Below are 20785 nucleotides of genomic sequence, written 5' to 3'. Positions count from 1 at the left end.
CACGATGTTTTCAGTGCTGTTCGAAGTACGTCCGCACGCCGGTCAATGGGACGCGTATCTCAGCTACGCGAAGAGGCTGAAGCCGGAACTGGAGCAGATCGATGGTTTCATCGACAACATTCGCTATCGCAGTCTCACGCGCGAAGGGTGGCTGCTGTCGCTATCGGGTTGGCGCGATGAAAAAGCGCTCGTGCGCTGGCGCACGCAAGCACTGCATCACGGGATGCAGGAGAAGGGACGCGCGCAGACGTTGCATGACTACCATTTGCGCGTCGGCCAGGTGACGCGCGACACACATCCGCCCGAAGGCTACGCGATCGAGGCGCAACGGCTCGACGAAACGCAAGCAGGCGACGCGACGACGATCGTGCTGATCGGCGCGCGCCGCGAAGCCGAATGGGTGAAGCAGGCAAACGCGCACGATGTGGCGATCGCATTGGGCCTGCATGACGATGCAGCGGACCTGGTTTCATGGGACGTATTCGACGCCGTGCTGACGCCTGGAGACGTCATTCTTCTCACGGCATGGCGCGACGAGCAGGCCGCAGACAGCTACGCGAAGTCGCTCGCGCTACCCGAGGGCACGCGGCTGCGCAGCGTGCGCGTGATACGCGACTACGGCATGTATGACCGGCGCGAAGCGCCGCAATACTACCCTGACGCGCCACGGCCCGAGTGATTACTTCGCGCCATCGGGAAAGTCTGCACCGAGACTCGTGTCGCGCCACGCGTCGATATCGGCGAGCGCCGCATGCAGGCGCTTCGACACCGCATCGACGCCGAACGCGCCCAGCACGAGGTGACGCAGCGGCTCGTCGGTTTCAGTGATGCGGATCATCGCCTGGGCTGCGCGCGCCGGATCGCCGGGCTGATGGCCGCTGATTTGCGCCGTCGCCTGCATGCGCTTGCCCGCCGTCTCCGCGTAGTCGTCGATGCGGTTTGGTGTCTGCTTCAGCGAGCGGCCCGCCCAGTCGGTGCGAAACGGCCCCGGCTCGATGCAGGTCACGCGGATGCCGAGCGGCGCGGCTTCCGTTGCGAGCGCATCGGACCAGCCTTCGACGGCGTGCTTGGCCGCCGCGTAATAGCCCGAGCCCGGAAAGCCCACGAGCCCCGCGACCGACGTGATGTTCAGCACATGCCCCTTGCGGCACGCCCGCATGCCCGGCAACACCGCCCGCGTCATCGCGAAGAGGCCGAACACGTTCACGTCGAACTGCGCGCGTATCTCGTCTTCATCGCCCTCTTCGACCGACGACTGATAGCCGTAGCCCGCGTTGTTCACGAGCACGTCGATCGCGCCGAAACGCGCTTGCGCGGCATCGACGGCGGCCGCGATCTGCGCATCGTCCGTCACGTCGAGCTTCACGCGCAGCAGGTGCGCATCGGCATCGCTGCCGGACTCGGCCAGACCCGCAAGCGACGCGACATTGCGCGCCGTCGCCACGCAGCGCCACCCGCGCGCGAGCACCGCACGGGCCAATTCCTTGCCGAAGCCGGTTGAACAGCCAGTGATGAACCAGACGGGCGTCGTCGTCATTCAGGGCCTCCTCGGTAGTGAAGTGATCGGTAACGCGCACGCGCGTCGCGCGTCAATGCGTGGTCCAAAAATATTAACGGCTCGACGCGGACCCTGCAGCGAGGCTGCCGCGACTGTCGCGGAGCCCCACTGCGTTCACTTGCGGCCGACCAGATATTGAACACCGTCCGGCCCGAAACGCTCCGAGTGGTTTTCGTTTGCGTGCAAATGAAATACGTCGCCCATCCGATAGACGCGCTCCATATCGCCGGTTCGCAACGTCAACTGGCCATGCAGGATCAGCGCTTTCGCTTCGAAAGGATGAGCGTGATCCTCGAGCGTGCCCTGCGCATCGTGCGTCACCGTGACGATTTCGGCGAAGCCTTCGCGCTTTAGTGCGTCGATGAATTCGTCGCGTTCCATGGCGGCCTCCTTTCAGTTGCCGTTCGACGGCGAGCGATTCGGCATCACCAGCATAGTCCCTTTTGCAAAGCGAAATCGGCTGCGCGAAACGCGCAGCAATCGATGTGCCGCCATTCGGTCCGCTACAGAAGATGAAACGCGAAGCGCGCGGTAAACTCATCGACAGGCATTGCATTTCGCAACGGCACAACACAACGGGCACAACGGAGAATGATTCATGCGCCAGGCTATTCGACATCTGAACGTGCGGGCGCGCGCTCGCGGGTTATTCGATTTCACTGCGGAGGTCGCCGCGTTCGTGCGCGACGAGTCGATGCAGACGGGCATGCTGACTATGTTTTGCAGACACACGTCGGCGTCGCTGTTGATTCAGGAGAACGCGGACCCTTCGGTGCAACGCGATCTCGAACGGCACTTCGCGATGCTCGCGCCCGAAGATCCCGGCCGATACGAGCACGACACGGAAGGCCCCGATGACATGCCCGCGCATCTGCGAACTGCATTGACGCAGGTGCAGCTCTCGATCCCCGTCGAGCACGGCCGCATGGTGCTCGGCACATGGCAGGGCATTTACCTGTTCGAGCATCGCGCGCGACCGCAGGAACGCGACATCGTGCTGCATCTGATCGGCGAATGAAAGCGTCGCTCTTTTCGACGCGAGCCGATCATTCCCAGCATGCAGGTACTTATGAGCCGGCATCATCAATAAGGAATTGAACCATGACAATGCGCGCCCACGTTCGCCACGTTCTGCACGCACGATTCGCAGCGGCGGCGCTCGCGCTGCTGGCGACGGCCTGCACGCATACGGGCCCCGTCGAATTCTCGGCGACAGGTGCGGACGCACCGTCGCTGAACCGTTCGAGCGACATGGACTTCGGACCGATGGACCGTTCGATCGCACGATGCAAAACGGTCGCGATGAACGCGGGTCGCGGCCAGCGCACGAAGGTGCGCGCGTACGAGTCGTGCATGAAGAGCAGAGGCTATATCACGGTGCTCGGTCCCGAGAACCCGAAAGGCTGCGGCGAACCCGACTGGGAAAAAGACGTACGCAAGTGGCTCCAATGACAGCAAGCTTTCATCGACGAATGATCTGTGCGTTATCCACAATTTCTGTGCACAGCCCTGTGGAAAAGTTCTTGCGTACGTGTGCTATCTGTCTGATCAATCAGGCATTCTTCGCGCGCTGCGGTACAACGGCACCGGTCCGGGCCCGCTGATTGCGAAGTTCTATTGGCAGTGACGCGCCGTGTGTTCTTCAATTCAAGCTCTCGACTACTGACTGAATGATGGGAGACCCCGGATGAAGACGGCCGACTCGCAAATGATCGTGCACGAAATCGCAGAATCCACGGACAGCCCGGAAGAAGTCGTGTCGCAGATGTACACAGACGCCGTCGAGGACTATCAGCGCGAAGCACGCATTCTCGACTATGTGCCGCTCTTCGCAGCGAAGCGCGTGCGAGAGACCCTGCGTTCGCGCACAGGGCATTGACGGACACAGGGCGCGAAAGGGCCCGCCCAAGAACGGCACGCCCCGTGCAATCGCCTTGACGCATCCATCGCGTCGCGACGCGGTTGCGCTTCTATCCGTTTCTATCGACATGACACACGACGTGTGAACGATGGAGCGCTACCTGGTAGCGTTCCTGCATTGAAACGTCATCGCGAGCGGCATCGTTTGAGCCCGTCATAACAGGCTCGCGGCCGCGCGCATGCGGCGCTTGCGTTCCTTCGCAAGCGAGTCGAGCGCGCGAGCAGTTAGCGCTTCGTCGGAAAACACACTCTGGTTGTCGCGCAACAACTGTTCGCTCGCGACGACGTCATTCAACTCGCCAAAGCGCTTCTGAAGCTTCTTCAGCGAACTGACGGACTTCATCTGTTTTTTCTTCAGCACCGGCTCGAAGAACTCGATCAGGTAGCGGAGCTTCTTCCCTGCCTTGCGCACTTCGTGATAGGAACCGTAGTCCGAGCGCTTCGCATGCGCCGCGCGCTTCATGCGCTTCTTCATCGACTTTTGCGCCGACGTGAGCCGCTTGCGTGCGAACTTCGACAGCGGCGTGCGCTCGTGCGCCGTATTCAGTTCGAGGTTCGCTTCCTTGAGCGCATCGCGCAGTGCGCTCTTTACGTTGGCACGTGCGAGCGTTTCGCGGCTCGCATCGAGCGACTTCGTACGCGCCGTTTCGAGCGCCTCGCGAGGTTGACCTTGCGTGTCGGCTGTCTCTTCGAGCAAGGCGATCAGAATGTCCCAGTCGCGGGTCTTGCCGGCCGCACTGGCAAAGAACTTGAAGAGTGCGCGTTGCTGCGCGTCGAACGTATCGTCGAGAAGCGGGCGGTACGCCCACAACAACGAACGCAAGTGCCGCAACGATACGCGCAGCTTGTGCAGCACTTCCGCATCCGGATTGGCGCGCAGCGCGGCCGCGCAAGCGAGCGCGCTGTCGATCAGCGGCGCGACATAGTGAGAGAAATGGCCTTCGGCTGTGCCGTCGTGCGGCGGTGCACGACGGGCTTCCGTATTGGCTTCGACTTTCATCGGGAGCACTCGGTGCCGGTCATGACCGACTAGGCAAATCAGGTTCCCGATGCAGCGGCGTTCCGTGGCTGCGGCTTCGAGCCGTCGCTTTGAGCCGCTATTGGACCGCCATTGGACCGCTATTGGGGGGCTTTATTGACCGCTCATCAGCAGGTCGCACGCATCAGGCGCGCAAGGCGCAACCGCCGGCAATTTCAACGACGGCCAAGGGCGGCGTTGAGCAGCGATGAAATCTTCGACACGCTTCAATATCTGCCAGAACGCGTATTCGAATGCGCCCGCGGCGGAACGCGCGGACGGCGTCAGCGCCCAGTGGAGCAATTGCGGGCGGCCATGAAACGCGCGCATATCGACGCGCGCCGACTCGTCGCACAAGGTAACGACGAAGTCCATCTGCGGCGCCCATTCGCTCGTGAACTCCAGCCAGCTCTTCGGATTGAGCAGCTCGAGGCTGGAAAAACCATGGCGCAACTCTCCCAATGCCGCCGCATGGACCTTGTCGGCGGGTTCGAGACCTGCGCTGAAAGCGTCGAAATGCAATCCGTCCAGCTCGCGTAGCAAGGCTTCCGCCAAGATGCTAAGCGCTGCGTTGTCCCTGCAGAGGAACAGCACCCTTTGTTTTCTGGTCACCCTATACCCCGTCATGCAAATCTTATTTTTTGCGGGATTCTGAGCGCGCAGTTTTTCATATTGGTGACAGAATCCCAATCGTCCATCTGACTCGCCGCAAGACCAATTAGGTACCACGCCAATTTGACTTCTGCCAACCAGCGTTAACGATAATCAAACGATTCAATACGGGTTAGCGCCGCCGGAGCTTGCGCTCCTCACGATGTGGAATGCGAGGCGGGAAGGAAGTGCAGCGCCGTCACCACAGAGAACCGCGTGGGGAGCCAAGGCGCTGCACGAAGAGAGGTCGTTACTTGACGATCGCGAGCAGTTCGACTTCGAACGTCAGATCGCTGTTCGGCGGGATCGTGCCGACGCCGCGCGAGCCGTAAGCCGTTGCGGCCGGGCAGGTCAGCTTTGCTTTTTCGCCGACTTTCATCGTCGCGACACCTTGCGTCCAGCAGGGAATCACGCGACCGAGCGGGAACTCTGCCGGACCGCCGTGCTTGGCCGAGCTGTCGAACTCGGTGCCGTTCGCGAGCGTGCCGCGGTAGTTGACGCGCACGACGTCGGCGGCCGTGGGCTGCGGGCCGCTTCCCTGCGTCAGGTGTTCGACGACGACGCCCGAGGGCAGCTTTTCCGTCGATGCAGCTTGAGCGGTGAGCGCCGTTGACGCGAGCGCGGCTGCGGCGAGCAGGGCAACAACTGATTTCACGCGAATCTCCTTGGTTGAAAAAGCGAGCCTCATTCTAGCGGATCGAACGTTTGCGGCTCGAGCGCTGAATCAAATCGCTACAAATGAAACCAGGGAGTCGCGCTGCCGCGAAGCGAAATGCGTTCAGCGCAAAACGCCCGTGACGGGCCGTGGCCAGTCACGGGCGCATCGACATCGCACGCAGCCGTCCGACGCGGGCGGCTTGCCGTTGCGTCAGACCTTCGGAAAATCCACGACGGTATCGTTCACGCGATTGAACAGGTTCGTGAACGTGATGTCGGCGATCGCGAGCAGCGTCTCGACGATCTGCTGGTTGCTATAGCCCGCGGCCTTCACGGCATCGACGACTTCGACGGGCACGGTGCCGCGCGTCGTGAACACCGCGCGCGCAAACGCTGCGATTGCATTCAGACGCGCATCGGCGGAATCGCGCCCTTCGCGCAGCGCGGCGATGTCGTCGGCGGCGATGCCGGCCTTGCGCGCCGCCAGCGAGTGAGCCGCGAGACAGTAATCACAATCCGCGACGCCGCTGATCGCGAGCTTGATGGCCTCCACTTCCTTGCGCGACAGCGCGCCCTTGCCCAGCGCGTCGCCCGTGCTCAGCAGGACTTGCAGTGCAGCGGGGCTGTTCGTGCCGATGTCGACATACGCATTCGGCACCATGCCGACAGCGCGCTTGATGCCCGCAAAAAGATCGGCGGCCTGGCCGGTGGCTTCGCTGACGGATTGGCTATTGAGACGTCCCATGATGTGCTCCAAAGGTTGATCGAGAGGTGGTTGCGCGACGGGTCAACGCATGGAGATCATTCTAGGAACGAGTGTTGCTGCAATGAATGCCGGTTCAAATCACCTTTATGCTCGAACGGCTCATCCGCATTTCGGCGTGTCTCTGCTATATTCGTGCGAAATTTGCCCAACCGGATCGGCCAAGGCCACGGATCTGTCAACGGGAGCGCCGTCATGAGCACTCAGCGGATCATGCGTATCACGAGGCGACTTGCGTTCATGGTGCTCGCGCTATTGGGCCTGTCGCTCGGCGCGCTGACATGGGCCGATGACAACGCCACGGCGCTCAGGGACAAGTACGACGCGCTCGCGCCGCAACTCAAGTCAAACGCATTTCATCGCCCGATCCATCTCGACTCGGAAGAAACGCAGAACACGCTGAAAGGCGACATCTACGCCGTCGTCGACTATCCGTTCGCGCTCATCAACAGCGCGCTCAATGATCCGCAGCAAGGCCCCGCCAACTGGTGCGAGGTGCTGATCCTGCATCTGAACACGAAGTACTGTCATGCTTCTTCCGGCGCCAACGGCACGATGATCAACATGAACGTGGGCAAGAAGACGGAACAGGAACTCGGCGATACGTCCCGCGTACAGTTCAATTATCGTCCTGTCGCGACGAGCCCCGACTACTTCCAGGTCAATCTGAGCGCGGCGACAGGTCCCCTCAGCACGAAGGACTACCGCATCGTGCTCGAAGCCGCCGACATCGGCAAAGGGCGCACGTTCCTGCATCTCACCTACTCGTATGGATTCGGCACAGCAGGGCGTATCGCGATGAAGGCTTATCTCGCGACAATCGGCAGCGGGAAAGTCGGCTTCACGAAGGCGCCGGACGGCGATTACATCGGCGGCGTGCGCGGGCTCGTCGAACGCAACACGGTGCGCTACTACCTCGCCATCGACGCGTATCTGGCGTCGCTTGCGATGCCCGCCGACAAGCGCGTCGCCCGGCGCTTCGCGACATGGTTCGATGCAACCGAGCAGTACCAGCGCCAGTTGCACGAACTCGACCGGCAAGAGTACCTGGAGATGAAGAAGAACGAGTACCGGCGCCAGCAAACGGCGCAATAGCCATTGCGCGTTCTTCCACGTGGCGTGGGACAGCAGAAGCCGGGCAACAAAGCAGTCCGGCTAGTCCCAGTTTTCATCGATCCATTCGATCGCCCATGTGCGCGCGCATGTCACCGCGTCCGATTCGTCGACGAATGAATCGATGTCGCCCGATTGATGTACTTCGGCGGGCGTATGCGCCGTCGCCGCCCGAGTGAGCTTGGCCTGGGCGACGTAGTGGCCGTCTTCGTCGTGCCTCGCCCGGCAGTCGATATGAAATCCCTTGTAGTCGAAGTGCATGGCAAACCTCCTGCAGCGAAGAAAGTGCGATGCAATCCGGGGCTGGGTTTCTCCCGGCGGATGACGGCATCGTAGCATGGCAAATTGCCCGCCGGGCCTTTGACTATGCGCGCGCCAACACACGCAGCCGTGCATTGCAGCACAGCGTTTCGCCGCTCCGTTGCATTCCGCGCTCCAGTCACCGCCTTCGGATCAACCCTGATCCGCGGATGGAAAAGCTGCAAACCCGATGACGGACTTTACGCGGATGCACAACGCTTCGAACGCGCCCGCATGTGCGAGGCGGCTTATGAAGCACATCGCGAAACTGCGCGCGAATCCATTGAAATCAGCGCTTTCCGGCGTTGCGCGGCGGCTCGCGTTCCGGGTTCGAAGCTCGGCGGAAGCCAGGTTGGAATGGCCGTTGCTGCGTCTGCTTACAAGACACGACCAGCCGCAAACAGCGACGGACCATTCAGCGGGAGCAGCATGCACCACACGAGCTTCAGGCCAACGCGAAATCAGATATGGACGGCAGCGCGCACCGCCGCGCATTCGATCCCGCCGCGGGTACTCGTCGTGGACGATTTCATCGATTCGGCCGACTCGCTGGCTGCCTTTCTCGGCAGCACAGGCTTCGACACGCGCGTCGCCTACAACGGTTGCGACGCGCTGAAGATCGCAAGCGAATGGCATCCCGACGGCGTCGTACTCGACGTCGCGATGCCGGGCGTGTCGGGGCTCGCCGTCGCAAGGACATTGCGCGAGTCGCCCGAGACCGCGTCCGTGCCGCTGCTCGCGTACACGGCCTATGAGACCGACGACAACTTCGACGAACTGCGCGCCGGCGGCTTCGACGCGGTCTGCGCAAAGCCCGTCGATCCCACGATGATCGTGAAGATCCTGACGCTGCTGATGGGCGCCGCGCCGGCGAACCGCACCTCGATCGACTCGTAACGCGGCGCCACGGCGGCGCTCCGCCTGTTCCCGCTTGCTCCCGCCCGTTCCCGCCTGTTCAGCTTGTGCCACTTGTAACCGCCCAAAGGTCCCGCTAATCTGACGCGCATCCCGTTGCGGAGCGCGCACATGATCGAGCTACGAAGTCTTCTCGCGGCCTTCACCGTCGCCTTGCTGACTTCGTGCGCGAGCTTGCCGCCACAGACGGACCGCGTCGAGACACATGCCGTCACCGATACGCAGAACACGCGGCTTGCGAACGCGTTCACGCGGCAAGAGCAGCAGCACCCGGACGAAAGCGCGTTCCATCTGTTGCCCGACGCCGTCAATGCGCTCGTCGCGCGCCTCGTGCTCGCACAAGCCGCCGACCGCACGCTCGATCTCCAGTACTACATCTGGCACGACGACCTGACGGGCCGCGCGCTGGGCGCCGCCGTGCTGCGCGCCGCCGATCGCGGCGTGCGTGTGCGCATCCTGCTCGACGATCTCGGCACCAACGCCGACGACAAGCTGTTGCTCGCGCTCGACTCGCATCCGAATGTGCAGATCCGCCTGTTCAATCCCGTCGCCAGCCGCACGTTCAAGAAGATCGGCATGGCCACCGAGTTCTTTCGCGTGAACCGGCGCATGCACAACAAGTCGATGATCGCGGACAACGAAGGCGCGATACTCGGCGGCCGCAATATCGGCGACGAGTACTTTGGCGCGTCGACCGACGTCGCATTCGGCGACCTCGATGTGCTCGTGCACGGCCCCGTAGTGCGCGACGTATCGACGGCATTCGACCTGTACTGGAACTCCGACGCGTCGTATCCCATCGCAAGCCTGATCGGCCGCAAAGCGGACTCCAACGCGCTTGCGGAAGTGCGCGCGAAGCTCGACGCGTATCTCGCGTCCGAGGAGACCAACCCGTACGTCGTCGATGCGCGTGCACGGCTCACGCAGGTGATCCATTCGCACGACGCGACGCAATACTGGTGGGGCAAAGCCACGCTGCTCTATGACGATCCCGCGAAAATCACGCGCTCGCCGGGCAATGCGCAAGGGCACCTGATGACGCAACTGAAGGCGCTCCACCTTCGGCCGGAGCATCAGATGCTCGTCGTCTCGCCTTATTTCGTGCCCGGAAAAGAAGGCGTCGCGTGGCTTAGTGGGCTCACGCACAGTGGCGTGCGCGTCACCGTGCTGACCAACTCGCTCGCCGCCACCGATGTCGCCGCCGTGCACGCGGGCTATCAGCGCTACCGCAAGGCTTTGCTCGAAGCGGGCGTGCGGCTGTACGAACTCAAGCCCGTCGCCAGCGAGAAAAGCGGCGGGGACAAGAAGCACGTGTTCGGCTCGTCGAAAGCCTCGCTGCACGCAAAGACCTATGTGTTCGATCGCGACACGCTCTTTATCGGCTCGATGAATCTCGATCCGCGTTCCGTCGAACTCAATACGGAAATCGGCGTGTATTGCGAAAGTGCAGCGGCCGCATCGCAAGTCGTCGATACGCTCGAGCCGAGTTTGGATCACATCGCGTGGCGGCTCGAACTGCGTCCGAATCCGAACGGCACGAACAGCATCGTGTGGATCGATACGGCGCCCGACGGCAGCACGAAAGTCCTCGACAGCGAGCCGGACGTATCGGCGCTGCGCAAGGCGGGCATCTGGCTGCTCGGCATACTGCCGATCGAATCGCAGTTGTAGCGGCGCGCACGTGTCGCGGCGCTAACGCACGCTGCGTTTATGGCGATACTGCCTTGAGCGTCATCAGCTGTTGCGCGAGTGCGTGCGCATGCGGCGTGAGCGCCGCAAAGTCCCGTGCGCACAGATGAAGACGCCGCGACGTCCAGGCTTCGGACAACGGCAGGATCGCGAGATTCGCGTCGCGCAGCGGCTGTGTGCACGCAGCAGGCAGAATCGCGATGCCGACGCCCGCTTCGATCAGCCGGCCCAGATCGGCGACGTTGCGCAGACGCACGCGGTATTGCATCTGCCGCCCGAGCCGCGATGCGCGCTCCGTGAGATGCCGCTCCAGCGCCGCATCGGAAAGGCCGACAAAGGCCTCGTCGACGATATCGGCGAACGCAACCCGCGCGTCGTTGGCAACGCGATGCGCGCGGCTCGCGGCGACCACCAGTTGATCGTCCGCGATCAGATGCGTTTGCAGCGCGGCCAGATCGGCGATATCCGCGACGATGCCAAGGTCGGCTCGCCCTTCCGCCACGGCGCGCACGATGTCGGCGCTCGGCCGTTCGTCGATGTCGACGGACAGATCGGGATGCGCGCTCAAGAAGCGGCACAACTGCTCGGGCAAAAACGATGCGAGCGCCGCCGTGTTCGACATCAGATGCACGCGGCCCTTCAGGCCCGTCGCATAGCTGCGCAGCTCGCCGCGCATCTGCTCGATCTGCCCGGCGATCAGCCGCGCGTGACGCACGAGCGCCTCGCCTGCGGGCGTCGCGCGCACGCCGCGCCGCGTGCGTTCGAGCAACGGCGTGCCGAGCGCGGACTCCATGCCCGAGATGCGCTCGCTCGCCGACGCAAGCGCGAGATGCATCGCCTGCGCGCCGCGCGTGAGGCTGCCGTGCTCGACGACCATCAGGAATAGCCGCAGATCGGTAAGGTCAAAACGCGACGTCGTCATCTTCGGTTGGGGCGAACACTGGCATCGGAGAATCCCGATTGTATCCGCGAAGCCGCCGCGGCTATGATGCGTCGCATGAACGGTCTATTCCTCGTAGCGGGCGCGGGACTGCTCGCAGGCGGCATGAACGCGCTGGCGGGCGGCGGCTCGTTCGTCACGCTTCCCGCATTGATCGCAGCCGGCGTGCCTTCGGTTCAGGCGAACGCTTCGAGCACCGTCGCGCTGTATCCAGGCGGCCTCGCGAGCGCGTGGGCGTATCGCGACGGACTCGGGCCGATCGGCTCCGTGTCGTTGCGCGCGATGATCGTCACGACGCTCGTTGGCGGCATTTGCGGCGCGTTGCTGTTGCTCCTCACGCCTGCAAAAACGTTCGATTTCGTCGTGCCGTGGCTGCTGCTGTTTGCGACGCTCGCGCTCGCATTTGGCCGGCGCTTCGGTGAATGGATGCGCGAGCGCTGGCACATCGGGCGAGCGGCCGTGCTCGTCATCCAGTTCGTGCTCGGCGTGTATGGCGGATATTTCGGCGGCGCGGTCGGCATCATGATGATGGCCGCATGGGGCCTGCTCGACAGCCGCGAACTGAAGCTGCTGAATGCGCCGCGCACGCTGCTCGTGAGCGCGGCGAACACGATGGCCGTCCTCGCGTTCATCGTCGCGCATGCGGTGCATTGGCCCGAGACGCTCGTGATGCTGATCGGCGCGACGTTCGGCGGATACGGCGGCGCGCACGTCGGACGGCGCACGCCAGCGCGCGTGATCCGCTACGGCACGCTGACGCTGACGGCGTGCATCACGATTGCGTTCTTCGTGCGCGCGTACGGTTCGGGAAAGTGATCGGAGCCATCGTGAACGGCGCAGCGGCGCGCCGTGACGCTCAGTTGACGCTCAGTTGACCTTTAGCCCGCCTGTCCCTGCCGATGCGGCGCCTGCTGCTGGGCCTCGTCGACGCGCGGCGGCCGGGTGTGGCCGTGCTGCCGTCCGCGATCGTTGCCGTGATGCTCGGCCACGCGCGCCGCTTCTGGCTGCGGACGATGATGCTCTGCCGATCCATGCCGCGCCGGCGCGCCTTCGCGGCGTTCGGGCCGATGCGGTGCATGCGTGTCGCGATGCGCGACGACCGCGTGGCTCGGCGCGTGACCACCACGATGCGCCATCTCCGCGCGCAGATGTTCGCGTCGGCGGAACACTTCGGCGCGGCGATCGCCGTGCGCGTAAAAATGCCGATGACGCCGGCCATCCGGGCCCACTACCCACAGATACGTGTCGCCGCCGACGAACACCACGTCGCGATCCATCACGCCTGCGATATAGACATCGCTGGGCGCGGACACGTACACCGGCGGTCCAACAGGAACAGGCGCCGGCGCACGCACGACGACGGCAGGCGGCGGAGCCTGCACCGCAACGACGGCAGGACGCGGCCGTGCAGGCGCGGCGGATATCTGCTGCTCGCTCGTGACGCAACCGGCCAGCGCAGCCAGTGCAGTGATCGCGGCGACATGTGTTGCCAGCTTGATCGAATTCAAATGCGGCTCCCCGTTGTGTTTGCGTATGTGGTCGTTGTGGCTTTAGTCGCTGGGTTTTGGTCCCGGTCTTTTGGTCCCGGTCTTTTGGTCCCGTCTTTTGGTCCCATTAACGGCACTGCCTTTCAGAAGCTTTAGCAGGACACGCGGATCGTCGCCTGTATCATCGGCCTATGTCGTTGGCCACGGCTCATGGAGAAAAAGCTTGAACGTCAGTGATGCAATCACCAGCCGCAAATCGGTGCGCCAGTTTCTGCCCGACCCCGTCGCGCCCGACGTGATCCGCCGCGCGCTCGCCTTCGGGCGGCAATCTGCAGCCGTGGCATATCCATGTCGTAGGCGGCGACGCGCTCGCGCGACTCAAGCACATCATGCGCGAACGCATTGCGGATGCGCCGGGCGGCGAAGAAACCGAATACAACGTCTATCCGCCGAATCTTCATTCGCCGTATCGCGAGCGGCGCTTTGAAGTGGGCGAAGATCTGTATCGCAGCATCGGCATCGCGCGCGAGAACCGGCCTGAACGTCTCGCGCAGTTCGCGCGCAATTTTGCGTTCTTCGACGCGCCGCTTGCGCTCTTCTGCACCGTCGATCGCCGCATGGGTCCGCCGCAATGGGCCGATCTCGGCATGTTCATGCAATCCGCCATGCTGCTGTTGCGCGAGGAAGGGCTGCACAGTTGTGCGCAGGAATGCTGGGCGATGTATCCGAAGACGATCGGCGCGTTTCTCGACTTGCCCGACGAGCGCATGCTGTTCAGCGGCATGGCGATCGGCTATGAAGACACGGACGCCGCGATCAATCAGTGGCGCGCGCAGCGCACGCGGCTCGACGATTTCGCGGAGTTCATCGGCATCTGATACGCCTGCCGTCGCGTCGCGCCCATCGGTGCGAGAATGTCGGCTTCGATGAACAGACGTGAGTGCATCCGATGTTCGAAGCCACCATCAATACCGCGCTGCCGAAGGCCGAGTTCTATCGTGAACTGGCCTCGCAGGCGCGCTCGCTCGTTGAGGGCGAATCGAATCAGATCGCCAATGCGGCGAATCTGTCAGCGCTGATTTTTTACAGCCTGCCGCAACTGAACTGGGCGGGTTTCTATTTCGCCATCGACGGTGAACTCGTGGTCGGCCCGTTTCAGGGCAAGCCTGCCTGCGTGCGCATTCCGATGGGCCGCGGCGTATGCGGCCACGCGGCGCAGACGCGACAAACGCAAGTCGTGCCGGATGTCGACGCGTTCCCTGGACATATCGCTTGCGACTCGGCCTCGCGTTCGGAGATCGTGATTCCGCTGCAAAAGGCGAATGGGGAACTGGTCGGCGTGCTGGATATCGACAGCCCCGTGCTCGCGCGCTTCGACGATGACGACCGGCGAGGGCTCGAAGAGATCGCGCGCATTTTCGTCGCGTCGCCTGGTTGATTCGGGCGCGCGCGTCGGCTCTTTAGGCTCTTTAGCGCGGCGGCCCCGAAGATCGGGCTTGCAGCCGACCTTCGGAGAACGCCAAGGCTAAGCGCTTTTTTGCATCGCCATTACGTCACGTGCGATGCGCGGTGCTCATTTCGCAGCAACTCACAGCGCGCGATTCGGCGTAGCGCTGCTCTTCTTCGCCGACTCCAGCGCCGCCGCAACGCCTTGCCCATAAGCGGGATCGGCCTTCGTGCAATGCTCGATGTGCAGCTTCTGGATCGGATCCGACACACCCGCGAGCGAGCGAGCCGTATTGTCGAACAGCGCCTGCTTCTGCTCGGCCGTCATCAGCCGGAACAGCGCGCCCGGTTGCGAATAGTAGTCTTCGTCGGCGCGATGATTCCAGTGATCCGCGGCGCCTTCGATCGACAACGGCGGCTCGCTGAAATCCGGCTGGTCGAGCCATTCGCCGCGCGTGTTCGGGTTATACGGCGTCGCGCCGCCCATGTTGCCGTCCACGCGCATGAAGCCGTCGCGGTGATAGCTGTGTACTGGGCACCTCGGCGCGTTCACGGGAATCAGGCTGTGATTCACGCCGAGGCGATAGCGCTGCGCGTCGCCGTATGAGAAGAGCCGGCCTTGCAGCATCTTGTCGGGTGAGAAGCTGATGCCCGGCACGATGTTGGCGGGATTGAACGCGGACTGCTCGACATCCGCGAAATGATTCTCCGCGTTGCGATTCAATTCCATCACGCCAACTTCGATCAGCGGATAGTCTTTCTTCGGCCACACCTTCGTCAGATCGAACGGGTTATACGAGCACTTCGACGCGTCCTTCTCCGGCATCAGTTGCACGAACATCTTCCACTTCGGGAATTCCTTGCGCTCGATCGCTTCATACAGGTCGCGATGCGAGCTTTCGCGATCGACGCCGACGAGCGCAGCCGCTTGCGCATCGGTCAGATTCTCGATGCCCTGCTGCGTCTGGAAATGGAACTTCACCCAGTAGCGCTCTTTCGCGGCATTGATGAAGCTGAACGTGTGGCTGCCGAAGCCATGCATATGACGGAACGACTTCGGAATGCCGCGATCGCTCATCACGATCGTCACCTGATGCAGTGCTTCGGGCAGTTGCGTCCAGAAGTCCCAGTTGTTTTCCGCGCTGCGCAAGCCCGTGCGCGGATCTCGCTTGACCGCGTGATTCAGGTCGGGGAATTTCAGCGGATCGCGCAAAAAGAACACAGGCGTATTGTTGCCGACGAGATCCCAGTTGCCTTCTTCCGTATAGAACTTGATCGCGAAGCCGCGAATGTCGCGCTCGGCATCGGCGGCGCCGCGCTCGCCCGCGACCGTCGAAAAGCGCACGAACAGTTCCGTCTTCTTGCCGACTTCCGAGAAGATTTTCGCCCGCGTGTACTTCGTGACGTCGTGCGTGACCGTGAATGTACCGAATGCGCCCGAGCCTTTCGCATGCATCCGGCGCTCGGGAATCACTTCGCGGTCGAAGTGCGCGAGCTTTTCGAGGAACCACACGTCCTGCAATAACGCCGGGCCACGCGGCCCCGCCGTCTGAATGTTCTGGTTGTCTACTACGGGTGCGCCAAAGGCAGTAGTCAGCTTCTTCACGTTCAGCCCTCCAACACTTATAAGAAAGTCCGGCGGATGTTCTGCCGGAACGTACGGTGGGTTCTACATGGACAGCGGGCCGCTGCGCCGCTGCTTGCAAAAGCGAAGTCCGGACGGCATGCCAATGCGATGCTGTCGGTGTTACGTCGGGATGAAGATCGCGCGGTGCCCGGCACACGCGACCCAATGCTGCGGCGATGATCTTAGCGCCATTCGAATTGGCGAGCAGAAGAGGCGACCATTACTCGCGCCGCGTGCAGCACGTGCAATTCGACCAACGAAAGACGCGTGACAGAAGAATGACATTCAATGTGCAGCAGACGCTTTTTCTATTGACTTCTTAAATCCGATTAAAAATTTAAGTTAGCACTCGCTTTATTGTCCTTGTCATATACATACCAGATCGCCGAGCAGTGACAGATAACTAACCGACAAAACGCAGAACAAGACTCGGAAGACGACTCGATGTCCACCGCGTTCGCCCACACAGTCGAAGCGAGTTTCGCGACGCTCACGCCCACGGCCAAGCGCATCGCGAGTTATATGCTGGCGAACCTGGAGCGTCTCGGCCTGGAGACGGCGGACCAGATCGCGCAGCAGACGGGCACGAGCGGCATTTCGGTCGGGCGCTTTCTGCGCAGCGTCGGCTATCGCAACCTGGACGACCTGAAGCGCGAATTGCGCGGCGCACAAGCGCGGCCCTGGTTCATCACCGACCGGCTCGACGCATGGCGCAGCGAGCGCCACCACGACAACGCAAACGCCCATACCAACGGCGACGCGACGCGCGACACCGCCCTCGCCCGTTCGCTCGATCTCGAAGTCGATGCCATCGGCTACGTGTACCAGCTTGCGCAAGGCGAAACGTTCGCGCGTGTTGCGCAGCGCGTCGCCACGGCCGATGCGGTCTTTATTCTCGGCATTCAATCGACGCGCGGCATCGCGAATGCGTTCTACAGCTACCTCGAATATCTGCGGCCGCGCGTGTTCTATTCCGACGGCATGTCGGGCTCGTATGTCGATTCGCTGAATTCGGAGTTCGCATCGCCTTATCTGATCGTCACCGACACGCGCGCGTATTCGCGCATCGCACGCCGCTATTGCGAAGCGGCCGCGCGGCGCGAATTGCCATTTGCGCTCGTCACCGATCTCTATTGTCCGTGGGCCCGCGACTTCGCTTGCGATCTGCTGCAGGTGAAAACGGATGTCGGCCAGTTCTGGGATTCGCTCGCGCCGCTCACGTGCCTCTTCAATCTGCTGATTACGTCGATCGTCGAACGGCTAGGTCCCGCCATCGACGAACGCGTCGCGCGCAACCGCGAGTTGCAGCGCGAGCTCGATCAATTCGACCTTTGACTCTCATGACCGACAAACTTCAACTGATTCATATCACTCAGGAAACGCACGGCGTCGACATCGACCTCGTCTATGCAACCGACCGCAATTTCACCGGCAAGGCGATCTATAAGGAAGCGCACTGCCTGTTGCTCGCGCCTGCCGAAGCGGGCTTGCGCAAAGCCGTCGAACTTGCCGCGAGCATCGGCATGAAGCTGCGCATTTTCGATGCGTATCGTCCGCCGCAAGCGCAGCAGGTACTGTGGGACTTTCTTCCCGATCCGACCTATATCGCCGAGCTTGGACGCGGCTCGAACCATAGCCGCGGCACCGCGCTCGATCTGACCTTGATCGGCGGCAACGGCGAGCCGCTCGATATGGGCACGGGCTTCGACGCGATGGTCAAGGAGTCCGAGCATTTCCATCAGGGCCTGCCGCAGCACGTGCAGCGCAATCGGCTGCTGTTGCTCGGCATCATGCATGCAGCCGGCTTTACGCATATCCCGAGCGAGTGGTGGCACTACGAATTGCCGGGTTCGCGCGCGCTGCCCGTGATCGACAACAGCGAAAGCGGCCCTTTGAAATTAATGTAATCACAAAGGTCTATTTGCAGATTTCTCACCGCACTTTCCTCTCGATACGGAGCGAGTATGAATCTGGTTTTGCGCAATGCGCTGGCGGCAGTCGCGGTCATATCCGCACTGACGCTTACGATGACGACAACAAGCACCGCATTTGCGGCGACACCGAAAGACATGCTGGTGATCGCCACCACGCTCGACGAATTCTCGACGCTCGATCCGGGCGAAGTCTACGAGCTGGTGCCCGAGGAATACGTCGCGAACACGTATGACCGTCTGGTGCGCGTCGACCTGAAAGACCCGTCGAAATTCAACGGCGACGTTGCACAATCGTGGACGGTCAGCCCCGACGGACTCACCTTCACGTTCAAGATTCGCCCCGGCCTCAAATTCCACTCGGGCAACGCGCTGACGGCCGACGACATCGCGTGGTCGATCCAGCGCTGCGTGCTGCTCGACAAGGGCGCGGCCGCCGTGCTGCAAGGCATCGGCCTGACGAAGGATAACGCGCTGCAAAACGTCAAGAAGATCGACGACTCCACGGTCAGCATCACGACCGACCAGAAATACGCGCCCACATTCGTGCTGAACGTGCTCGGCGCCTGGCCCGCATCGGTCGTCGACAAGAAGCTGTTGATGTCGCATCAGAAGGGCAACGACTTCGGCAACGAATGGCTGCGCACGAACGAAGCGGGCTCCGGCGCGTACAAGCTCGTCAAATGGACGGCGAACGACAGCATCATCCTGCAGAAATACGACGGCTACCGCGTGCCGCTCGCGATGAAGCGGATCGTGATGCGCCACGTGCCCGAAGCGTCGAGCCAGCGCCTGCTGCTTGAAAACGGCGACGCGGATGTCGCGCGTAATCTGAGTCCCGATGATCTCGCCACGCTCACGAAGGCCAACAAGGTTCAGGTGATGTCGGTGCCGCAAGCCACGCTGCTCTATCTCGGCCTCAACGTGAAGAACGCAAATCTCGCGAAGCCGGAAGTGCAGGAAGCGATGAAGTGGCTGATCGACTACGACGGCATCCAGAAGAACGTGACGAAGAGCACATTCAAGGTTCATCAGACGTTCCTGCCGGAAGGTTTTCTCGGCGCGTTGAATACCAATCCGTACCATCAGGACGTCGCGAAAGCGAAGGCGCTGCTCGCGAAAGCAGGCTTGCCGAACGGCTTCAACGTGACAATGGATGTGCGCAGCGCTTACCCGTACAACGAAATTGCGCAAGCGGTGCAGGCGAATCTCGCGCAAGGTGGCATCAAGGTCGAGATCATTCCGGGCGACAACAAGCAGACGCTCGCGAAGTATCGCGCGCGTCAGCACGATATCTATATCGGCGAATGGTCGGCGGATTACATCGACCCGCACAGCAACGCGCAAGGCTATGCGTGGAACCCGGACAACTCCGACAAGTCCTCGTACAAGATGCTCGCGTGGCGCAATTCGTGGGACATTCCCGATCTGACGAAAGAGACCAACGCGGCGCTCGCCGAATCGTCGACGACGAAGCGCGCGCAGCTCTATCAAACGATGCAGAAGGAAATGCTCACGAAATCGCCGTTCGTCATCATGTTCCAGCAGGTGTCGCAGGTGGCGATGCGTCCGGGCGTGTCGGGTCTCGAAGTCGGTCCGATCAACGACCTCGTGTCGTATTTGCATGTGAAGAAGCAGTAAGCGCACGCGACACTTCATATACATGTCGACCACGCTCACTCCGATCGATCGCATTCGCGCTGCGTCCGCGCGCAGCGCGAGCGTGCGCTGGATGCTGCGCGTGCTGCGTTGGGCGCTCACGCTCGCCATTACGTTCACGGGCCTGCTTGCCGTGACGTTCGTGATCGGCCGCAAGGTGCCCATCGACCCCGTGCTCGCGATACTCGGCGATCGCGCGTCGGCGAGCGCGTATGCGGCAGCGCGCATTCAGCTCGGGCTCGACAAGCCGCTCGCAGAGCAGTTCTTCATCTATGTGAGCGCGGTGCTGCACGGCGACCTGGGTATATCGCTGCTGACGGCGAATCCGGTGATCGACGACATCAAGCGCGTGTTTCCCGCGACGCTGGAACTCGCGACGCTGTCGACGATCATCGGTGTGCTGGTCGGCGTGCCGCTCGGCGTGATTGCCGCCACGCGGCACAATCGCTGGATCGATCACGTCGCGCGTTTCATCGGGCTTATCGGCAGCTCCGTGCCCGTGTTCTGGCTCGGCCTGATGGGCCTGTTGTTGTTCTATGCGAAGCTGCATTGGGTGTCGGGACCGGGACGCATCGATCCCGTATTCGATGGCATGGTCGACACGCGCACAGGGAGCCTGCTGATCGATTCGCTGATCGCGGGCGAATGGGATGTGTTCTTCAATGCGCTGTCACATATCGCATTGCCCGCTGCGATCCTGGGCTATTACTCGGTCGCCTATCTGAGCCGGATGACGCGCTCGTTCATGCTCGACCAGTTGAACCAGGAGTACATCACGACGGCACGCGCCAAAGGTCTGTCCGAGCGTCGCGTGGTGTGGGTGCATGCGTTCGGCAACATCGCGGTGCCGCTGCTGACGGTGATCGCGCTCTCGTACAGCTTCCTGCTCGAAGGCTCGGTGCTAACCGAAATCGTATTCGCGTGGCCAGGCATCGGTTCGTATCTGACGGGCGCCCTGCTCAACGCCGACATGAATGCCGTGCTCGGCAGCACGCTCGTGATCGGCATCACATTCATTGCGTTGAACCTGCTGACGGATGCGCTCTATCGCGTGTTCGATCCGCGCGCCCGCTGATGCAACGGAGAACTTCCACGTGCGTCCCACTGTTGA

23 protein-coding genes and 1 pseudogene are annotated in these 20785 nt (G+C 62.2%); 14 read left to right on the top strand and 10 right to left on the bottom strand.

Annotated features, from left to right (window positions below):
* Nucleotides 1-4: 4 nt before the first annotated feature.
* Nucleotides 5-679 (top strand): antibiotic biosynthesis monooxygenase family protein, encoded by a 675-nt coding sequence (locus BMW76_RS05910; RefSeq protein WP_090864040.1) that lies wholly within the window; start codon nt 5-7, stop codon nt 677-679.
* On the opposite strand, the gene BMW76_RS05905 is transcribed toward BMW76_RS05910, so the two are convergent.
* Together BMW76_RS05905 and BMW76_RS05900 are read right to left on the bottom strand one after the other, a co-directional pair.
* Nucleotides 680-1537 carry an oxidoreductase gene (locus tag BMW76_RS05905; RefSeq protein WP_090864039.1) on the bottom strand — a complete coding sequence of 286 codons (858 nt, stop codon included), beginning with the start codon at nt 1535-1537 and terminating at the stop codon, nt 680-682.
* Between the two features lie 135 nt (nt 1538-1672).
* The gene (locus BMW76_RS05900; protein WP_090864037.1) at nt 1673-1939 is read right to left on the bottom strand and encodes a cupin domain-containing protein; all 267 of its coding nucleotides are present in this window, start codon (nt 1937-1939) and stop codon (nt 1673-1675) included.
* Between the two features lie 217 nt (nt 1940-2156).
* Here BMW76_RS05900 and BMW76_RS05895 point away from each other — a divergent pair, with 217 nt between their 5' ends.
* The 3 genes from BMW76_RS05895 to BMW76_RS05885 all read left to right on the top strand — a co-directional run bounded on the left by BMW76_RS05895 (nt 2157) and on the right by BMW76_RS05885 (nt 3437).
* Entirely contained in the window at nt 2157-2576 is a 420-nt protein-coding gene (locus BMW76_RS05895) for a secondary thiamine-phosphate synthase enzyme YjbQ (RefSeq protein ID WP_090864035.1), read from the top strand.
* An 83-nt stretch (nt 2577-2659) separates the two neighbouring features.
* Entirely contained in the window at nt 2660-3010 is a 351-nt protein-coding gene (locus tag BMW76_RS05890) for a hypothetical protein (protein ID WP_177200311.1), read from the top strand.
* Nucleotides 3011-3245: 235 nt separating this feature from the next.
* Nucleotides 3246-3437 (top strand): DUF3562 domain-containing protein, encoded by a 192-nt coding sequence (locus BMW76_RS05885; protein WP_090864033.1) that lies wholly within the window; start codon nt 3246-3248, stop codon nt 3435-3437.
* Between the two features lie 195 nt (nt 3438-3632).
* On the opposite strand, the gene BMW76_RS05880 is transcribed toward BMW76_RS05885, so the two are convergent.
* The 4 genes from BMW76_RS05880 to BMW76_RS05865 all read right to left on the bottom strand — a co-directional run bounded on the left by BMW76_RS05880 (nt 3633) and on the right by BMW76_RS05865 (nt 6549).
* A complete protein-coding gene (locus BMW76_RS05880) occupies nt 3633-4478 on the bottom strand; it encodes a CHAD domain-containing protein (protein ID WP_090864032.1) in 846 nt (281 codons plus the stop codon).
* Between the two features lie 132 nt (nt 4479-4610).
* Nucleotides 4611-5186, bottom strand: a complete 576-nt coding sequence (locus BMW76_RS05875) for an arsenate-mycothiol transferase ArsC (RefSeq protein WP_407668887.1) — start codon at nt 5184-5186, stop codon at nt 4611-4613.
* 211 nt (nt 5187-5397) lie between these two features.
* Nucleotides 5398-5802: an FKBP-type peptidyl-prolyl cis-trans isomerase gene (locus BMW76_RS05870; RefSeq protein ID WP_090864343.1), complete on the bottom strand. Its 405-nt coding sequence runs from the start codon at nt 5800-5802 to the stop codon at nt 5398-5400.
* A 213-nt stretch (nt 5803-6015) separates the two neighbouring features.
* The gene (locus BMW76_RS05865) at nt 6016-6549 is read right to left on the bottom strand and encodes a carboxymuconolactone decarboxylase family protein (protein WP_090864028.1); all 534 of its coding nucleotides are present in this window, start codon (nt 6547-6549) and stop codon (nt 6016-6018) included.
* A 213-nt stretch (nt 6550-6762) separates the two neighbouring features.
* Between BMW76_RS05865 and BMW76_RS05860 the strand changes: the two genes are divergently transcribed.
* Nucleotides 6763-7662 carry a glycosyltransferase gene (locus BMW76_RS05860; protein ID WP_090864026.1) on the top strand — a complete coding sequence of 300 codons (900 nt, stop codon included), beginning with the start codon at nt 6763-6765 and terminating at the stop codon, nt 7660-7662.
* 60 nt (nt 7663-7722) lie between these two features.
* On the opposite strand, the gene BMW76_RS05855 is transcribed toward BMW76_RS05860, so the two are convergent.
* On the bottom strand, nt 7723-7941 hold the full coding sequence (locus BMW76_RS05855) for a hypothetical protein (protein ID WP_090864025.1): 219 nt from the start codon (nt 7939-7941) through the stop codon (nt 7723-7725).
* Nucleotides 7942-8499: 558 nt separating this feature from the next.
* Between BMW76_RS05855 and BMW76_RS05850 the strand changes: the two genes are divergently transcribed.
* Together BMW76_RS05850 and BMW76_RS05845 are read left to right on the top strand one after the other, a co-directional pair.
* A complete protein-coding gene (locus BMW76_RS05850; protein WP_245763123.1) occupies nt 8500-8877 on the top strand; it encodes a response regulator in 378 nt (125 codons plus the stop codon).
* A 129-nt stretch (nt 8878-9006) separates the two neighbouring features.
* Complete coding sequence (locus tag BMW76_RS05845; protein WP_090864022.1) at nt 9007-10566, top strand: phospholipase D family protein; 1560 nt, start codon at nt 9007-9009, stop codon at nt 10564-10566.
* Nucleotides 10567-10603: 37 nt separating this feature from the next.
* Here BMW76_RS05845 and BMW76_RS05840 read toward each other — a convergent pair whose 3' ends face one another.
* A complete protein-coding gene (locus BMW76_RS05840) occupies nt 10604-11506 on the bottom strand; it encodes a LysR family transcriptional regulator (RefSeq protein WP_090864020.1) in 903 nt (300 codons plus the stop codon).
* Between the two features lie 75 nt (nt 11507-11581).
* On the opposite strand from BMW76_RS05840, the gene BMW76_RS05835 reads away from it, so the two are divergent.
* Nucleotides 11582-12340 (top strand): sulfite exporter TauE/SafE family protein, encoded by a 759-nt coding sequence (locus BMW76_RS05835; protein WP_090864341.1) that lies wholly within the window; start codon nt 11582-11584, stop codon nt 12338-12340.
* A 62-nt stretch (nt 12341-12402) separates the two neighbouring features.
* On the opposite strand, the gene BMW76_RS05830 is transcribed toward BMW76_RS05835, so the two are convergent.
* Nucleotides 12403-13032, bottom strand: a complete 630-nt coding sequence (locus BMW76_RS05830; protein WP_090864018.1) for a hypothetical protein — start codon at nt 13030-13032, stop codon at nt 12403-12405.
* Between the two features lie 202 nt (nt 13033-13234).
* Here BMW76_RS05830 and BMW76_RS05825 point away from each other — a divergent pair.
* Together BMW76_RS05825 and BMW76_RS05820 are read left to right on the top strand one after the other, a co-directional pair.
* Nucleotides 13235-13889, top strand: a pseudogene (locus BMW76_RS05825) (nitroreductase).
* A gap of 71 nt (nt 13890-13960) precedes the next feature.
* A complete protein-coding gene (locus BMW76_RS05820) occupies nt 13961-14449 on the top strand; it encodes a GAF domain-containing protein (RefSeq protein ID WP_090864339.1) in 489 nt (162 codons plus the stop codon).
* A 150-nt stretch (nt 14450-14599) separates the two neighbouring features.
* Here the strand turns inward: BMW76_RS05820 and BMW76_RS05815 are convergent, their stop codons facing one another.
* Nucleotides 14600-16063: a catalase gene (locus tag BMW76_RS05815; RefSeq protein WP_090864016.1), complete on the bottom strand. Its 1464-nt coding sequence runs from the start codon at nt 16061-16063 to the stop codon at nt 14600-14602.
* A 465-nt stretch (nt 16064-16528) separates the two neighbouring features.
* On the opposite strand from BMW76_RS05815, the gene sapR reads away from it, so the two are divergent.
* From sapR to BMW76_RS05795, 4 genes are read left to right on the top strand one after another with little or no spacing between them, the layout of a single operon-like run.
* A complete protein-coding gene (gene sapR, locus BMW76_RS05810) occupies nt 16529-17419 on the top strand; it encodes a sap1 transcriptional regulator SapR (protein ID WP_090864014.1) in 891 nt (296 codons plus the stop codon).
* A 5-nt stretch (nt 17420-17424) separates the two neighbouring features.
* A complete protein-coding gene (gene ddpX / locus BMW76_RS05805; protein ID WP_090864012.1) occupies nt 17425-17991 on the top strand; it encodes a D-alanyl-D-alanine dipeptidase in 567 nt (188 codons plus the stop codon).
* Nucleotides 17992-18048: 57 nt separating this feature from the next.
* Nucleotides 18049-19656: an ABC transporter substrate-binding protein gene (locus tag BMW76_RS05800; RefSeq protein ID WP_090864010.1), complete on the top strand. Its 1608-nt coding sequence runs from the start codon at nt 18049-18051 to the stop codon at nt 19654-19656.
* A gap of 22 nt (nt 19657-19678) precedes the next feature.
* Nucleotides 19679-20749, top strand: a complete 1071-nt coding sequence (locus BMW76_RS05795; RefSeq protein WP_090864008.1) for an ABC transporter permease — start codon at nt 19679-19681, stop codon at nt 20747-20749.
* Nucleotides 20750-20785: the final 36 nt, after the last annotated feature.

Origin of the sequence: Paraburkholderia diazotrophica, assembly GCF_900108945.1 — a bacterium.
Taxonomy (GTDB): Bacteria; Pseudomonadota; Gammaproteobacteria; order Burkholderiales; family Burkholderiaceae; genus Paraburkholderia; species Paraburkholderia diazotrophica.
The sequence above is the reverse complement of the archived record's forward strand: the minus strand, read 5'-3'. Positions and strand labels throughout refer to the sequence as shown.

Coding starts and splice junctions, on each gene's coding strand:
- ddpX (WP_090864012.1), top strand. CDS start 17,425: ATGACCGACAAACTTCAACTGATTCATATCACTCAGGAAACGCACGGC.
- BMW76_RS05910 (WP_090864040.1), top strand. CDS start 5: ATGTTTTCAGTGCTGTTCGAAGTACGTCCGCACGCCGGTCAATGGGAC.
- BMW76_RS05865 (WP_090864028.1), bottom strand. CDS start 6,549: ATGGGACGTCTCAATAGCCAATCCGTCAGCGAAGCCACCGGCCAGGCC.
- BMW76_RS05840 (WP_090864020.1), bottom strand. CDS start 11,506: ATGACGACGTCGCGTTTTGACCTTACCGATCTGCGGCTATTCCTGATG.
- BMW76_RS05795 (WP_090864008.1), top strand. CDS start 19,679: ATGTCGACCACGCTCACTCCGATCGATCGCATTCGCGCTGCGTCCGCG.
- BMW76_RS05890 (WP_177200311.1), top strand. CDS start 2,660: ATGACAATGCGCGCCCACGTTCGCCACGTTCTGCACGCACGATTCGCA.
- BMW76_RS05860 (WP_090864026.1), top strand. CDS start 6,763: ATGAGCACTCAGCGGATCATGCGTATCACGAGGCGACTTGCGTTCATG.
- BMW76_RS05905 (WP_090864039.1), bottom strand. CDS start 1,537: ATGACGACGACGCCCGTCTGGTTCATCACTGGCTGTTCAACCGGCTTC.
- sapR (WP_090864014.1), top strand. CDS start 16,529: ATGTCCACCGCGTTCGCCCACACAGTCGAAGCGAGTTTCGCGACGCTC.
- BMW76_RS05885 (WP_090864033.1), top strand. CDS start 3,246: ATGAAGACGGCCGACTCGCAAATGATCGTGCACGAAATCGCAGAATCC.
- BMW76_RS05835 (WP_090864341.1), top strand. CDS start 11,582: ATGAACGGTCTATTCCTCGTAGCGGGCGCGGGACTGCTCGCAGGCGGC.
- BMW76_RS05900 (WP_090864037.1), bottom strand. CDS start 1,939: ATGGAACGCGACGAATTCATCGACGCACTAAAGCGCGAAGGCTTCGCC.
- BMW76_RS05880 (WP_090864032.1), bottom strand. CDS start 4,478: ATGAAAGTCGAAGCCAATACGGAAGCCCGTCGTGCACCGCCGCACGAC.
- BMW76_RS05845 (WP_090864022.1), top strand. CDS start 9,007: ATGATCGAGCTACGAAGTCTTCTCGCGGCCTTCACCGTCGCCTTGCTG.
- BMW76_RS05820 (WP_090864339.1), top strand. CDS start 13,961: ATGTTCGAAGCCACCATCAATACCGCGCTGCCGAAGGCCGAGTTCTAT.
- BMW76_RS05895 (WP_090864035.1), top strand. CDS start 2,157: ATGCGCCAGGCTATTCGACATCTGAACGTGCGGGCGCGCGCTCGCGGG.
- BMW76_RS05800 (WP_090864010.1), top strand. CDS start 18,049: ATGAATCTGGTTTTGCGCAATGCGCTGGCGGCAGTCGCGGTCATATCC.
- BMW76_RS05855 (WP_090864025.1), bottom strand. CDS start 7,941: ATGCACTTCGACTACAAGGGATTTCATATCGACTGCCGGGCGAGGCAC.